This window comes from Arthrobacter sp. ZGTC212 (assembly GCF_002929255.1).
GTDB lineage: Bacteria > Actinomycetota > Actinomycetes > Actinomycetales > Micrococcaceae > Arthrobacter_B > Arthrobacter_B sunyaminii.
Window position 1 is genome coordinate 290,495 of sequence record NZ_PJIJ01000002.1, and the last position, 15,504, is coordinate 305,998.

General features: G+C 64.9%; 10 protein-coding genes and 1 tRNA gene. 9 read left to right on the forward strand and 2 right to left on the reverse strand.

Going from position 1 to position 15,504, the window contains the following annotated elements:
- The first annotated feature begins 186 nt into the window (after positions 1 to 186).
- Positions 187 to 4,782: a glutamate synthase large subunit gene (gene gltB / locus CXQ89_RS08015; protein WP_104054506.1), complete on the forward strand. Its 4,596-nt coding sequence runs from the start codon at positions 187 to 189 to the stop codon at positions 4,780 to 4,782.
- Positions 4,775 to 6,232, forward strand: a complete 1,458-nt coding sequence (locus CXQ89_RS08020) for a glutamate synthase subunit beta (protein WP_104054505.1) — start codon at positions 4,775 to 4,777, stop codon at positions 6,230 to 6,232. The genes gltB and CXQ89_RS08020 overlap by 8 nt, the downstream gene beginning before the upstream one ends.
- 28 nt (positions 6,233 to 6,260) lie before the next feature.
- On the opposite strand, the gene CXQ89_RS08025 is transcribed toward CXQ89_RS08020, so the two are convergent.
- The gene (locus CXQ89_RS08025; RefSeq protein ID WP_181032263.1) at positions 6,261 to 6,890 is read right to left on the reverse strand and encodes a TetR/AcrR family transcriptional regulator; all 630 of its coding nucleotides are present in this window, start codon (positions 6,888 to 6,890) and stop codon (positions 6,261 to 6,263) included.
- Between the two features lie 224 nt (positions 6,891 to 7,114).
- On the opposite strand from CXQ89_RS08025, the gene pyk reads away from it, so the two are divergent.
- Together pyk and CXQ89_RS08035 are read left to right on the forward strand one after the other, a co-directional pair.
- The gene (pyk, locus tag CXQ89_RS08030; RefSeq protein WP_104054503.1) at positions 7,115 to 8,626 is read left to right on the forward strand and encodes a pyruvate kinase; all 1,512 of its coding nucleotides are present in this window, start codon (positions 7,115 to 7,117) and stop codon (positions 8,624 to 8,626) included.
- Between the two features lie 306 nt (positions 8,627 to 8,932).
- Positions 8,933 to 9,325, forward strand: a complete 393-nt coding sequence (locus CXQ89_RS08035; RefSeq protein WP_104160881.1) for an SHOCT domain-containing protein — start codon at positions 8,933 to 8,935, stop codon at positions 9,323 to 9,325.
- A 70-nt stretch (positions 9,326 to 9,395) separates the two neighbouring features.
- On the opposite strand, the gene CXQ89_RS08040 is transcribed toward CXQ89_RS08035, so the two are convergent.
- Positions 9,396 to 10,001 (reverse strand): ANTAR domain-containing response regulator, encoded by a 606-nt coding sequence (locus CXQ89_RS08040; RefSeq protein WP_104054501.1) that lies wholly within the window; start codon positions 9,999 to 10,001, stop codon positions 9,396 to 9,398.
- A gap of 128 nt (positions 10,002 to 10,129) precedes the next feature.
- On the opposite strand from CXQ89_RS08040, the gene CXQ89_RS08045 reads away from it, so the two are divergent.
- The 5 genes from CXQ89_RS08045 to CXQ89_RS08070 all read left to right on the forward strand — a co-directional run bounded on the left by CXQ89_RS08045 (position 10,130) and on the right by CXQ89_RS08070 (position 15,483).
- Positions 10,130 to 10,214 (forward strand) — tRNA-Leu (locus CXQ89_RS08045).
- Between the two features lie 458 nt (positions 10,215 to 10,672).
- The gene (iolC, locus tag CXQ89_RS08055; protein ID WP_104160883.1) at positions 10,673 to 11,665 is read left to right on the forward strand and encodes a 5-dehydro-2-deoxygluconokinase; all 993 of its coding nucleotides are present in this window, start codon (positions 10,673 to 10,675) and stop codon (positions 11,663 to 11,665) included.
- Positions 11,662 to 12,600 (forward strand): deoxyribose-phosphate aldolase, encoded by a 939-nt coding sequence (locus CXQ89_RS08060; RefSeq protein ID WP_104160884.1) that lies wholly within the window; start codon positions 11,662 to 11,664, stop codon positions 12,598 to 12,600. The genes iolC and CXQ89_RS08060 overlap by 4 nt, the downstream gene beginning before the upstream one ends.
- 11 nt (positions 12,601 to 12,611) lie before the next feature.
- Positions 12,612 to 14,576, forward strand: a complete 1,965-nt coding sequence (iolD, locus tag CXQ89_RS08065) for a 3D-(3,5/4)-trihydroxycyclohexane-1,2-dione acylhydrolase (decyclizing) (RefSeq protein WP_104161407.1) — start codon at positions 12,612 to 12,614, stop codon at positions 14,574 to 14,576.
- On the forward strand, positions 14,569 to 15,483 hold the full coding sequence (locus CXQ89_RS08070; protein ID WP_104160885.1) for a sugar phosphate isomerase/epimerase: 915 nt from the start codon (positions 14,569 to 14,571) through the stop codon (positions 15,481 to 15,483). The genes iolD and CXQ89_RS08070 overlap by 8 nt, the downstream gene beginning before the upstream one ends.
- The last annotated feature ends 21 nt before the right edge of the window (positions 15,484 to 15,504 follow it).

Consider the following 15,504-nt stretch of genomic DNA (forward strand, 5'->3'; position numbering starts at 1 on the left):
CCGGCCCGGGCCACCCTCGCGGCGGGTGCTCCTGCCACATCGCCGTGGCCGCCCGGACGGGGCCGCGGGAACCACACCGTTGGCCTGTCCGTGAACACTCAAGACACCGCGGAACGTTTCACCTTCCGCCGTGGGGCCAGCGTCGTCCCCTCCCACCGCTCAATCAGGGGGAAGGACTTACCTCTCATGACTGAACCGTTTCCGCCCGGCGGCACAGGCACACCTGTACTCTCGCCGTTCACCCGCTTCGCCAACTTCCCGGCTGATTCCGGTCTCTACCGTGCCGAGAATGAAAAGGACGCCTGCGGACTGGCCGTTATCGCCACTCTGCGCGGAGAGCCCGGACACGACATCGTGGATGCAGCTCTGACCGCCCTGCGCAACCTTGAACACCGCGGCGCCGTAGGTGCCGATGAAGGCACCGGCGACGGCGCCGGCCTGCTGACCCAGGTCCCTGATGAGTTTTTCCGTGCCGTCACCGGGTTTGAGCTTCCGGCCCCCGGAACCTACGCCGTCGGCACCGCGTTCCTTCCCTCCGAAGCCCGGGAACAGGACACCGCCCGCGCCGGCGTCGAGGCCATGGCGGAGTCCGAGGGCCTGACGGTCCTGGGCTGGCGCGAAGTGCCGGTGGTGGCGGACCTCGTGGGCGCCATGTCCCGGGCCTGCATGCCGCACTTTGAACAGGTGTTCCTGGCACCGGCCGACGGCGACGGCTCCGACCTTGACGCCCGCGCTTTCCGCGTCCGCAAACGGTCACAGAACAAGTTCGGCGTCTACTTCCCCTCGCTGTCCTCCAAGACCATGGTCTACAAGGGCATGCTGACCACCGCGCAGCTTGAACCGTTCTATCCCGACCTTTCCGACCCGCGCTTCAAGACCAAGCTGGGCATTGTCCACTCCCGGTTCTCCACCAACACGTTCCCGTCCTGGCCGCTGGCCCAGCCGTTCCGAACCATCGCGCACAACGGCGAGATCAACACGGTCAAGGGCAACCGCAACTGGATGCGCGCCCGTCAGTCCCAGCTGAAGAGCCCGCTGCTCGGGGACACGCCGGAAGAGCTGTTCCCCATCTGTACCCCCGGCGCATCGGACTCGGCGTCCTTTGACGAGGTTGCCGAGCTGCTGATGCTCTCCGGCCGGCCGATCACGCACGCCATCATGATGATGATCCCCGAGGCCTGGGAGAACCACGCCACCATGGATCCGGCCCGCCGCGCTTTCTACCAGTACCATTCCACGCTCATGGAACCGTGGGACGGCCCGGCTGCGGTATCCTTCACCGACGGCAACCAGGTGGGGGCGGTCCTGGACCGCAACGGCCTGCGCCCGGCACGGTACTGGGTGACCGAGGACGGACTGGTGGTGCTCGCCTCCGAGGTGGGGGTCGTGGATATTGATCCGGCCAAGGTGGTCCGCAAGGGCCGTGTCTCCCCGGGCAAGATGTTCCTGGTGGACACCGGCGCCGGCCGCCTGATCGAGGACGCCGAAATCAAGGCGGAGATGGCCGCTGCCAATCCGTGGGCGGAGTGGGTAAAGGAAAACCAGGTTTCCCTGGAAGAGCTGCCCGAACGCGAACACGTGCTGCACACCAAGGCCTCCATCAACCGGCGACAGCGCACCTTCGGCTACACGCAGGAAGAGCTGCGCATCCTGCTGGGCCCCATGGCCCGCACCGGTGCCGAACCCCTGGGCGCCATGGGCTCGGACACCCCCATCGCCGTGCTCTCCCAGCGCCCGCGGCTGCTCTTTGACTACTTTGTGCAGTCCTTCGCCCAGGTCACCAACCCGCCGCTGGACTCCATCCGCGAGGAACTGGTCACCTCCATGCGTGCCTCCATCGGACCGGTGGGGAACCTGCTGGCCCCCGGCCAGGTCCGCACCCACCAGGTGGCCCTGAACTTTCCCGTCATCAACAATGACCAGCTGGCGAAGATTGCCAAGCTGACCAACGCCGACGGCGAAAAGATCGCGCTCAAGGTCCGCGGACTGTACCGGCCGCAGGGCGGCGAGTCCGAACTGCGTGCCCGGATCGCGGAAATCTGCGAAAAGGTCTCCGGTGCCGTTAACCGCGGCATCGAGTACATCGTGCTTTCGGACCGGGATTCCAGCGCCCAGTGGGCGCCCATCCCGTCCCTGCTGCTGCTCTCCGCTGTGCATAACCACCTGCTCAAGAGCGCCAACCGCACCAAGATCTCCCTGCTGGTCGAAGCCGGTGATGTCCGCGAGGTGCACCACGTGGCAGTGCTCATGGGCTACGGCGCCTCGGCGGTCAACCCGTACCTGGCCATGGAAAGCTGCGAGGAACTGGTTCGCAACGGCGACATCACCGGGGTCACCCGGGAAGAGGCCGTGGCCAACCTGATCAAGGGCCTGGGCAAGGGCGTTCTGAAGATCATGTCCAAAATGGGCATCTCCACCGTTGCCTCCTACTGCGGCGCCCAAACGTTCGAGGCCCTGGGCCTGGGACAGGAAATGGTGGACGAGTTCTTCCACGGAACGCAGACCCAGCTCGGCGGCGTCGGCCTGGACGTCATCGCCGCCGAGGCAGCCGCCCGGCACGCCAGCGCCTACCCCGACGACGAAATCGAGGATCCGCACCGTCCGCTGGAGAACGGCGGCGAATACCAGTGGCGCCGCGAAGGACCGCCGCACCTGTTCAATCCGGAAACCGTGTTCCGGCTCCAGCACGCCACCCGCGAACGCCGCTATGACATCTTCAAGGCGTACACCAACGGTGTTGATGACCAGTCGAAGAACCTGATGACTCTGCGCGGTTTGCTGGAGTTCCGCAAGGGGGAGCGGCCTGCCGTTCCGCTGGAGGAAGTAGAATCCGTCGCCAGCATCGTCAAGCGCTTCTCCACCGGCGCCATGAGCTACGGCTCCATCTCGCAGGAAGCCCACGAGACCCTGGCGATTGCCATGAACCGGCTCGGCGGCAAGTCCAACACCGGCGAGGGCGGCGAAGATCCTGAGCGGCTGCTGGATCCGGAGCGCCGCTCCGCCATCAAGCAGGTGGCCTCGGGCCGCTTCGGTGTCACCAGCCTGTACCTCACCAACGCCGAGGACATCCAGATCAAGATGGCCCAGGGCGCCAAGCCCGGCGAAGGCGGCCAGCTGATGGCGCAGAAGGTGTACCCGTGGGTGGCCCGCACCCGGCACTCCACGCCCGGCGTCGGCCTCATTTCCCCGCCGCCGCACCACGACATCTACTCCATCGAGGACCTGGCGCAGCTGATCTACGACCTCAAGCGCTCCAACCCGAGCGCCCGGGTCCACGTCAAGCTCGTCTCCGAAGCGGGGATCGGCACCGTGGCGGCCGGCGTGACCAAGGCCAAGGCCGACGTCGTTCTCGTCTCCGGCCACGACGGCGGCACCGGCGCCTCGCCGCTGAACTCGCTCAAGCATGCCGGAGCGCCCTGGGAACTGGGACTGGCCGAAACGCAGCAGACCCTGATGCTCAACGGCCTGCGCGACCGCGTGGTGGTGCAGGTGGACGGCCAGCTCAAGACCGGGCGCGACGTCGTGATTGCCGCGCTGCTGGGCGGTGAGGAGTTCGGTTTCGCGACCGCTCCGCTCGTGGTCTCCGGCTGCATCATGATGCGCGTCTGCCACCTGGACACCTGTCCGGTGGGCGTAGCCACGCAGAACCCCGAACTGCGGGCACGGTTCTCCGGCAAGCCCGAATTTGTGGTCAATTTCTTCGAGTTCCTGGCCGAGGAAGTGCGCGAAATCCTGGCCGAACTGGGATTCCGTTCCCTCGAAGAAGCCATCGGGCACACCGAACTGCTGGACACCAAGGCCGCGGTGGACCACTGGAAGGCCGACGGACTGGACCTGGAGCCGATCCTGCGCGGCGCCGACGTCGTCGAACCCGGCGCGCCGATGCGCAACATGGTGAAGCAGAACCATGATCTGGATGCGCACTTCGACAACAAGCTGATCGAAATGAGCGCGGACGCCCTGACCAACCGGAATCCGGTGCGCATCACGCTGGACGTGGTCAACACCGACCGGTCCGTGGGCACCATGCTGGGGCACACGGTGACCAAGACGTTCGGCATCGATACGCTGGCCACCGACACCATCGACGTGACCCTCACCGGCCAGGCGGGGCAGTCGCTCGGTGCCTTCCTGCCGGCCGGCATCACGCTGCGCCTGCTCGGAGACTCGAACGACTATGTCGGCAAGGGCCTTTCCGGCGGGCGGATTATTGTCCGGCCGGACCGCGCCAACGTCTTTGACGCCGCCCGCAACGTCATAGCCGGCAACGTCATCGGCTACGGCGCCACCAGCGGAGAAATGTTCCTGCGCGGGCAGGTGGGTGAACGCTTCCTGGTCCGCAATTCCGGTGCCACGGCAGTGGTCGAAGGAATCGGTGACCACGGCTGCGAATACATGACCGGGGGACAGGCGCTGATCCTGGGGCCCACGGGACGGAACTTCGGTGCCGGCATGTCCGGCGGCACCGCGTACCTGCTGGACATCCGCCCCGAGCGGATCAACAAGGACTCACTGGAAAAGGGCGAACTGCGCCTGGAGCCGCTGGACGCCGAGGACGCGGACATTGTCCGCGGTCTGTTGATCCGGCACGTGGAAGAAACCGAATCGGCACTGGCGGCCGCCCTGCTGGAGGACTTCACCGGCACAGTTGCCCGAATGACCAAGGTGCTGCCGCGTGACTTCGCTGCTGTGCTCGACGCCCGCGCCTCCGCCGTCGAAGCGGGACTTGACCCCGACGGCGCCGAAGCCTGGACCAAAATCTTGGAGGTAACCGGTGGCTGACCCACGCGGATTCTTGAAAGTACGCGACCGCGAAACGCAGCCGCGCCGGCCTGTTCCCGTTCGCATCATGGACTGGAAAGAGGTGTACGAAGCCCAGGAGAAGGGCGTGCTGAAGGCGCAGGCCGGACGCTGCATGGACTGCGGCATTCCGTTCTGTCATCAGGGCTGCCCGCTGGGAAACCTCATTCCGGAGTGGAATGACCTGATGTGGCGGGACAAGGGCCGTGAAGCCATTGAACGGCTGCATGCCACCAACAACTTCCCGGAGTTCACCGGACGGCTGTGCCCCGCACCGTGCGAATCGTCCTGCGTGCTGGGCATCAACCAGCCGGCAGTGACGATCAAGCAGGTTGAGGTCTCGATCATTGACCAGGCCTTCGATGAAAACTGGGTGACCCCGCACGCTCCCGAGCGGCTCACGGACAAAACCATCGCCGTCGTCGGCTCCGGACCTGCGGGACTGGCCGTGGCCCAGCAGCTCACCCGCGCCGGGCACACCGTTGCCGTATACGAGCGCGATGACAAGATTGGCGGCCTGCTGCGCTACGGGATTCCCGACTTCAAGATGGAAAAGGCGCAGATCGACCGCCGCCTCGACCAGATGCGCGCTGAAGGCACCCGCTTCCGCACCGGCGTTGAAGTGGGCCGTGACATCAGCTGGGAACAGCTGCGCCGGCGGTACGACGCCGTGGTGGTGGCCACCGGAGCCACCGTGCCCCGGGACCTGCCCATCCCCGGCCGCGAACTGAACGGCGTGCACTTCGCGATGGAATACCTGGTGCAGGCAAACCGTGCCGTGGCCGGGGAACGCGTGAAGAACTCCATTTCCGCCGAGGGCAAGCATGTGGTGATCCTCGGCGGCGGCGACACCGGTGCGGACTGCCTGGGTACCGCGCACCGCCAGCAGGCGGCGTCCGTCACCACCCTGGCCATTGGCAAGCAGCCGCCGGCGGAGCGCGCCGCACATCAGCCGTGGCCGATGTACCCGACACTGTTCGAAACTGCCAGCGCACACGAAGAGGGCGGGGAGCGCACCTACCTGGCTTCCACCGTGGAATTCGTGGGTGAGAACGGCCAGTTGACCGGCGTGCGGATCGCCGAAACAGAATTCGTGGACGGACGGCGCGTCCCCAAAGCCGGCACCGAGCGGGTTATTCCGGCTGACCTGGTGTTCCTCTCGCTGGGGTTCACCGGTCCGGAACCGGCCGGACTGGCCGAGCAGGTGCACGCCGAGTTCGACGAGCGCTCCAACGTGGTGCGCGACGGCTACTACATGACGAAGACGCCGGGCGTCTTTGCCGCCGGTGACGCCGGCCGCGGCCAGTCACTGATTGTCTGGGCGATCGCCGAAGGGCGTGCCTGTGCTGCGGCGGTGGACCAGTGGCTGACCGGTTCCACCCGTCTGCCGGCCCCGGTGGCGCCCAGCGACCGGGCCATCTCTGTGCTGTAGGTCCGGCCCGCCCAGGTAGCCTGCGTGCCTAGGCGTCCTGGTGCAGGGCAGCCAGGGCCCGGACAGTCAGGGGCAGCAGGTCTTCCCCGTCGGCCCGGACCCACGATTCCAGGGCGACGGTTGCCGCCGCCCACATGACCGCCACCTCCACGCGCGCGGCGAGCTCGTCACCTTGGCCCAGCTGCCGCAGATAGGTCGAGGTCATCTCTGCCAGGAGCGACTGGTTGTACGCTGCAGCGCTTGCGCGCAGCACCCGGTCCTCCCGCATTAGCCGGCGGAGGGTCCGGTATTCGCTCCGCCTAGGCTCGTAATCCGTCGCGGCCTGCAGCAGGGACTGATGAAGGGCCTGCCGGGGCGGGGTGCTGCGGCTGCGGAATTCGAAATCCGCTTCCATGTTGTCCAGGGCAAGCCTCGTGTTGTGGAACAGCGCGGCGTCCTTGGTATCGAAGTACCTGAAAAACGAACTGCGGGAAACTCCTGCCGCTTCCACAATCTGGTCCACGGTGACGGCCGCGAACCCATGCTCGGCGAACAACTCCCAGGCTGTTGTCACGAGCTGGGCCTGCACCTGGGCTTTCTTGCGTTCCCTCAGGCCGCGGGGAGGAGTGCCGGCTGAGCCGCCGTCGGCCCCCGACCTGTTTTCCGACGCGCTCTCCAAAATGCTGCTCCTGACACTGGCTGGCGGTTGTCTGTTCCGGCGTTCAAGCTTACTAGGATGCCGGCCGGGAAGCTCCCGAGATCCGTGAGAGGCAGCTGGGGGGTGGTTGCTTGCCGCCCTCGCCGGCTGCCTGAGACAAAAAACACTGGCAGCTGTATCCAAGGACGCCTGCTATGCGGCCCGTCTCCATGCGTAATCGGCGCAGGACGACTAGGCTTGAGCTTATGAGACGTGCAAAAATTGTGGCCACATTCGGCCCAGCAATCGCAAGCTACGAAAACACCCTCGCGGTTCTCAGCGCCGGAGTGGACGTAGCCCGCATGAACATGAGCCACGGAGATCACGACGTACACAATTCTGTGTATGAGAACGTGCGCCGGGCATCCGAGGAACTGGGCAAGCCGGTAGGCATCTTCGCTGACCTGCAGGGGCCCAAGATCCGTCTTGGCCGCTTCATGGACGGCCCGCACTACCTGAACAAGGGCGACGTCTTCACGATCACCATTGAAGATGTTCCGGGCACCAAGGATATTGTCTCCACCACGCACAAGGGACTGCCCAACGACGTCAACGTGGGGGACACCCTCCTGATCGACGACGGCAAGGTCTCCGTCCGTGCCACTGCCGTTGATGACGTCAAGGTGGTCACCGAAGTGACCGTTCCCGGCCCAGTGTCCAACAACAAGGGCCTGAACCTGCCGGGTGTGGCGGTAAGCGTGCCCGCCATGAGCGACAAGGATGAGGCAGACCTGCGCTGGGCCATCCGCCGCGGCGTGGACATGGTTGCGCTGTCCTTCGTCCGTAACGCCGTTGATGTGCGCCGCGTCCACGAAATCATGGACGAGGAAGGCCGTCGCGTTCCGGTCATCGCCAAGATCGAGAAGCCGCAGGCCGTGGCTGCCATCGAGGAAATCATTGACGCCTTCGACGCCATCATGGTTGCCCGTGGCGATCTCGGTGTGGAGCTTCCCCTCGAAGACGTTCCCCTGGTGCAGAAGAACGCCATCGAACTGGCCCGCCGCTGGGCGAAGCCGGTCATCGTGGCCACCCAGGTGCTGGAATCCATGATCGACAGCCCGCGGCCCACCCGCGCTGAAGCCTCCGACTGCGCCAACGCCGTACTTGACGGTGCCGACGCCGTGATGCTCTCGGGCGAGACGTCAGTGGGCAAGTACCCGATCGAGACCGTGACCACCATGGCCCGGATCATCGAGTCCACTGAGGAGCACGGCCTCAACCGCGTGCCGGCCCTGGGCTCCAAGCCGCGTACCCGCGGCGGCGCCATTACCCGTGCCGCTGTCGAAATCGCAGACCAGCTCGACGCAAAGTTCGTGTGCACCTTCACCCAGTCCGGTGACTCGGCCCGCAGGCTTTCCCGCCTGCGCCCGAAGAAGCCGGTGCTGGCTTTCACCCCTGTGGAAGAGACCTACCGCTACATGAGCCTGTTCTGGGGCATCCAGCCCATGCTCGTGGAGTTTGCGGAGAACACTGACCAGATGACTGCCCAGGTGGACCGGACGCTGTTCGAGAACGACCTGGTGGATATTGACGACATCGTGGTGATCGCAGCCGGTTCGCCTCCCGGACAGGCTGGTTCCACCAACTCGATCAAGGTCCACAAGGCAGGGGACATCGCTGATGCAGGTCAGCGCCTTGACGGCCAGATGCGCGTCAAGGAGAAGGTTGGCCCGTGGCCGATCAAGAACTCCAATAAGGGCAAGGCCAAGTCCATCTAACACGGACTTCACCTCGTTCCATCAGAGCTGCCCGGCCGGGGTTTTCCGGCCGGGCAGCTCTTTTCTGTAACGGTATCCAGTTCCATCCATTGATATCCAGTTTTCCAGATATGCCGCCCCTCCTTACCCATGTGCCTACTCACCCACGGTTCGACCACCCGTGCCCAGGGGGGCAAGAACCAATCCCGGACAGCGGGGGATGACCTGCACTGTTTCGCTAGCCGCGGCTGCGTATCGACGTTGGACCATGGCACTGCTCAAGCGCTCGGGCGATGATCATGAGTACGGCCTGAGAAAGGAGCAGCTTTGAGCTACTGGGACAATTTTTGGGACATCCTTTGGTGGGTTTTCACCGTGACAGTCCTCTTTGCCTATTTGTTTACCCTCTTTGCGGTGATCAGCGACTTGTTCCGTGATCGCGGACTGAGCGGCTGGGCCAAAGCTGTGTGGGTCATCTTTCTGGTGCTGTTTCCGTTCCTCACGGTCCTCGTTTATCTCATCGCCCGCGGGAGGGGAATGAATGAACGGGCCAGGAGGGAGTCACAGGAATTGCAGAACTCCACGGAGGAATACATTCGCCGGGTTGCGGCCTCTTCCCCCAGCGACGAAATCTCCAAGGCCAAGGACCTGCTTGACGCCGGTGCCATCACCCCGCAGGAATTCGAAACCATCAAGGGCAGAGCGTTGTCCGCGGCCTGATGCCGAGCGCAAAAAACCCCGCCCGACGACGTCGGGCGGGGTTTTTCTTGGCGGGGTCGCCTGAGAAGCCTTAGTTGACCTGGTTGATGATGGTCTCGGCGACTTCACGCATGCTCAGGCGGCGGTCCATGGAGGTCTTCTGGATCCAGCGGAAGGCCTCGGGTTCCGTGAGGCCCATCTTGGTGGTCAGCAGCGACTTGGCGCGCTCCACCAGCTTGCGGGTGGCGAACTGCTCCTTGAGGTCGCTGACCTCTTCCTCGAGGGCCTTGATTTCCTCGTGGCGGGACAGCGCAATCTCGATCGCGGGAATCAGGTCAGCGGGGGTGAAGGGCTTGACCACATAGGCCATGGCCCCAGCCTCGCGGGCGCGTTCAACTAGTTCCTTCTGGCTGAAGGCGGTCAGCAGGACAACCGGCGCGATGCGGGCCTTGACGATCTGCTCAGCTGCCGTGATGCCGTCCATGACGGGCATCTTGACGTCCATCAGGACCAGATCGGGCTTCAACTCGGTGGCAAGGGCAACAGCCTTCTCGCCGTTGTCGGCTTCACCAACGACGTCGTATCCCTCACCGGTGAGGATTTCCACGATGTCGAGGCGGATCAGCGTCTCATCTTCGGCGACGATGACGCGCCGCGCCGGCGTGTTGGACGGGGCGGGCTCGGTGGACTCAGACACAGGTGCTCCTCAGAATGCGGTTGACTGCCGTGTGCGAACTGACAGTTCACACAAATAGCCTATCCGCATGTAGAGTAGATTCGCGCCCAACACGGAATGTGAACTTTGTGATTCACACCGCAGGGCTGGCCCGAATGGCGGAATTGGCAGACGCGCTGCACTCAAAATGCAGTATCGAGAGGTGTGTGGGTTCGAGTCCCACTTCGGGCACCAAAGGAAATCGTCCAGACATCGTTCACGGATGAGTCGCGACACAGGTAACACCCCGGTCTTTGGACCGGGGTGTTTTCTTTTGCGCCGGACAGCCGGAACGCTGCGGTCACGGACACCGCAGGCATTTATGCTGCACCTGCCACCCCTCAAGACTTGTCTGGACCACCTGCTCCAGGGGCGAAACATTGATGAGGCGGAGGGGATCCTTCAAATCGTCCGGACTGGTCGCGGATATGACAGGACAAAGGTCGCCCGCTGGGCTGACATGGCCTTCCTGCATCCCTGTGCGGCTGCGCCGGTAGTCAGCGATACGGCGCTCGGGAGCGGTTGGGTCAGTTGATTCTGTCGAAGACATTGACAGGACAAAGTTAGGGGGACAGGATGTGCATGTGACTGCGGTCACGCTTTAGCCAATAAGGGCGGCCGCGCCGTCCCCAGCGGAAAGGCCGGCGGACACAGTGCCTCACGAAGTGCTCACCATCGGACGGATCAGCGTTGACATCTACCCGCAGGACATTGGAGTGGATCTGGCGGATGTCACCTCCTTTGCCAAGTACCTTGGCGGATCAGCATCCAACGTTGCGGTCGCCGCGGCCCGGCACGGGCGCAGGGCCGCCGTCATCACCCGGACCGGTGACGATCCGTTCGGAAAATACCTGCACCGGGAACTGTTGAGGTTCGGCGTCGACGACAGCTATGTCACTGCCGTTCCGGAGCTCCAAACCCCCGTGACCTTCTGCGCGATCATGCCGCCGGAGGACTTCCCCCTGTATTTTTACGGCCGGTTTCCAACGGCGCCCGATCTGCAGATCGCGGCCGAAGACCTGGACATGGACGCCGTCCGGCAGGCAGGCATCTTTTGGTCCACGGTGACGGGCCTGAGCCAGGAATCCAGCCGGGGAGCGCATTTGGCCGCCCACCGTGCCCGGCCAAGGGAGGCGCTGGGACCGGAACAGCACACGGTCCTGGATCTGGACTACCGGCCGATGTTCTGGTCGGGCGAGGATGAAGCCCGAGAACAAATCCACCGCATCCTTCCGTACGTCACGGTTGCGGTGGGCAATACCAAGGAATGCTCGGTGGCGGTGGGAGCAGGAACGCCCGAAGAACAGGCTGACAGGCTGCTGGCCGAAGGCGTTGCGTTGGCGGTGGTCAAACTGGGGGCTGACGGCGTCTTGGCAAAGACCCCAACTGAGTGCGTGATCTCTCCGCCCGTTCCGATGGAGACGGTGAACGGGCTTGGAGCCGGAGATGCCTTTGGCGGCGCGTTGTGCCACGGGCTGCTGGCGCGGTGGCCCCTGGCCGCAGTGCTGGAATACGCCAACGCAGCGGGTGCGCTGGTGGCATCGCGGATCTCCTGCGCGGATGCCATGCCCACGCCCACGGAAGTTCTTGAGCTGCTGACCGAACGCGGCCGGATGGTGCCGGAACTCCTGGAGGCAACCACGTGAACGGCTTCGATGACAACCCGCGACGCTACGAGCACCTGACCCGCCTCCGGCTGGAGGACCCCGGAGCCGTCAGCCGCGCGGCTGCCGAACGCCGTCCCCACCCCGGACCACGGCTGGGGAAACAAAACTTTATTGTTGCAGCCGATCATCCGGCCCGCGGCGCCCTCGCCGTAGGCAAGCGGTCCATGGCGATGGCAGACCGCCATGATCTTCTGGACCGGCTGCAATCCGCGCTGGCCCATCCGGCAGTGGACGGAGTGCTGGCCACAGCCGACATCATGGATGACCTGCTCCTGCTGGGTGCTCTGGACGGCAAACTGCTGTTCGGCTCCATGAACCGGGGCGGGCTGGCCGGTTCCGTCAATGAACCCGACGACCGGTTCACGGGCCACACCGCAGCCGCGCTGCAGTCGCTGGGCGCCACCGGGGGCAAAATGCTCGTCCGCATCTGCCTGGGAGACCCGGCAACGGTCAGCACGCTGGAATCAGCCGCGAAAACCATCGACGCCCTCGCAGAGCGGCACCTGGTGGCAATGGTGGAACCGTTCATGTCCGTGTGGGATCACGGCCGCCTGCGCAACGACCTGACCGCCGACGCCGTCATCACCTCCATTGCCATCGCCTCGGGACTGGGTTCCACCAGCGCCTATACCTGGCTGAAGCTGCCCGTGGTCCCCGACATGGAGCGGGTTCTGGCAGCCACCACCATGCCCGCTGTCCTGCTCGGCGGAGACCCGTCCGGGTCCCCGCAGGACACCTTGAACCGCTGGCAGGCGGCCTTGAAACTGCCCGGCGTCCAGGGCCTGACCGTAGGCAGAACCCTGCTGTACCCCAAAAGCGGTGACGTCGGCGAGGCCGTGGCCGCGGCGGCCTCGCTGCTCAACAACCACCCGGCACGGAACTTTGTCCCCGAACAGGAAGTGCCTGCACCATGAAAACGCGCAGCATGACGGTGGCCCAGGCAGTGGTCGAGTTCCTGGGCAAACAGTACGTTGTGGACAGCATCGGGGGTGTGGACTACCGCGAGCGCCTGATCCCCGGCATCTTCGGCATCTTTGGTCACGGAAACGTTGCCGGGGTGGGCCAGGCACTAAAACAGGAGCAGGTCCGGGACCCGGATGTGATGCCCTATTACCAGGGACGTAATGAACAGGCGATGGTGCATCAGGCGGTGGGATACGCACGGCACGTACGCCGGCGCGCCACTTATGCTGTGACCAGCTCCATTGGGCCGGGAGCCACCAACATGCTCACCGGGGCTGCCGTGGCCACCACCAACCGGCTTCCCGTGCTGCTGCTCCCGGCAGACACCTTCGCCACCCGGGCGGCGGATCCCGTGCTGCAGCAGCTGGAGCGTCCGGACGCTTACGACATCACCGTCAATGACGCCTTCCGCCCGCTGTCCCGGTACTTTGACCGGGTGGTCCGGCCGGAACAGCTCTATTCGGCCTTCCTCAACGGTCTGCGGGTCCTTACGGATCCTGCCGACACCGGCGCGGTCACCATTTCGCTGCCCCAGGATGTCCAGGCCGAAACACTCGACGTGCCCGCAGAATTCCTCGCGGAGCGGGAATGGCGCATCCGCCGCCCTGAGCCCGACGAGGATGACATCCTCCGCGCCGCCCAGCTGATTCGCTCAGCCCGGCGTCCGCTGATCATCGCGGGAGGCGGAGTGCTGTACGCGTTCGCCACCGCTCAGCTGGCACGGCTGGCCGAACTCACGGGCATACCGGTTGCCTACACCCAGGCCGGCGTCGGCTCGCTGCCCTGGGACGCTCCGTACTGCCTCGGCGCCGTCGGTTCCACGGGTACGACGGCGGCCAACGCCGTCGCACACGATGCGGACCTGATCATTGGCATCGGCACCCGCTATGAAGACTTCACCACGGCCTCGCGCACGGCTTTCCAGGATCCGGACGTGAAGTTCGTGAACATCAACGTGGCACCGCTGGACGCGTACAAGCTGGGCACCGCGCTGCCAATCGTGGCTGATGCCCGCAAGGCGCTGCTTCGACTGACGGAGGCCTTGTCCGGTTACCGCGTTGGTGCGGACCTGGCGCAGCTGGTGGCAGCGGAAAAGCAGCGCTGGAACGCCACTGTGGACGAGGTTTTCGACACCCGGCATGTTCCGCTGCCCAGCCAAAACGAAATCATCGGAGCCGTTCGCCGCGCTACCGCTGCACGCGACGTCGTCGTCTGTGCTGCCGGATCCCTGCCCGGCGACCTGCATAAAATGTGGCGCATTGCCGACCCCTTCGGCTACCACGTGGAATATGCCTTCTCCACCATGGGCTATGAAATCCCGGGCGGACTGGGAGTAAAACGCGCCGCCATTGACGAGGCGCGCCGTGCCGGGAACGGTGAGGCGCCGCGCGACGTCGTCGTCATGGTGGGTGACGGCTCCTACCTGATGATGCACACCGAACTGGTCACCGCCGTAGCCGAAGGCATCAAGCTCATAACCGTCCTGATCCAGAACCACGGATACGCCTCCATCGGGGCGCTGTCCGAGTCGCTGGGCTCGCAGCGGTTCGGCACCCGTTACCGGACGCTGGATCCCGTGCACCGAACCTTCGACGACGGCGATTTGCTGCCCGTTGATCTCGCGGCAAATGCGCAATCACTGGGCGTCCGCGTCATCCGGGTGGAGCCCGGTGACAATGCAGTGGCCGATCTGGAGACGGCCGTCGCCAAGGCCAAGGCCGAACCCGAGGGCAGCGGGCCGGTGCTGATTCACGTCGAGTCCAATCCGCTGATCGATGCTCCCGATTCCGAATCCTGGTGGGACGTTCCCGTAGCCGGCGCCTCCGAACTGGAGTCCACCCGGGATGCCCGCAGCACCTACCTCCGGCACAAGGCCGCACAGAAACCGTTGATCGGTGACGCAGAGACAGGACCGGCACATGACTGAGAACAAGCTCATCATCGGAACCGCACCGGATTCCTGGGGCGTCTGGTTCGCCCAGGACCCCCGGCAAACCCCATGGCAGCGTTTCCTGGACGAAGCGGCCGAAGCCGGTTACCGGTGGATCGAACTGGGACCGTACGGCTACCTGCCTTCCGATCCGGTCCGGCTGGCGGATGAGCTGGGGCAGCGCGGCCTGCAGGTCTCCGCCGGAACCGTCTTCACGGCCTTTCACCGCGGCGCCGATCAGTGGGAGGAAGCATGGGAGCCGGCCCGCCGGGTTGCTGAACTCACGGCGGCCATGGGCGGGCGGCACATGGTGGTGATTCCGGCGATGTGGCGCGACGACGTAACCGGAGAAGCGATCGAGAGTTCCGACCTTACGCCGGAACAACTCCAGGACCTGTTTCTCGGCCACAACCGGCTGGGAAAGGTGCTGGCCGAGGATTACGGACTGCAGCAGCAGTTCCACCCGCACGCCGACTCGCACGTATGCGCGCAGCCGGACATTGAACGCTTCCTGCAGGAAACCGATCCCGAAGTGGTGTCCCTGTGCCTGGACACCGGACATGCGCAGTACGGAGATGCGGACAGCGTGGAGCTGATGACCACCTACCCGGAGCGCATCGGCTACCTGCACCTGAAACAGGTGGATCCGCAGGTCCTGGACACGGTCCGCCGGGAGAACCTGACCTGGGCAGCGGCAAACCGGGCCGGGGTCATGAGTGAACCACCGGGGGGACTGCCTGATCTGTCCCTGGTCATCGCGGCGGCCGAGGAACTGAACCGGCCGCTGTTCGGGATCGTGGAGCAGGACATGTACCCGGTGGCGAATCTGGACGTACCCCTGCCGATCGCCCGCCGGACCCGCAACTACCTGCTCTCCTGCGGTTCACGGACACGCGTTTCCTAGCTGCCGCCTTACCCAACTTCC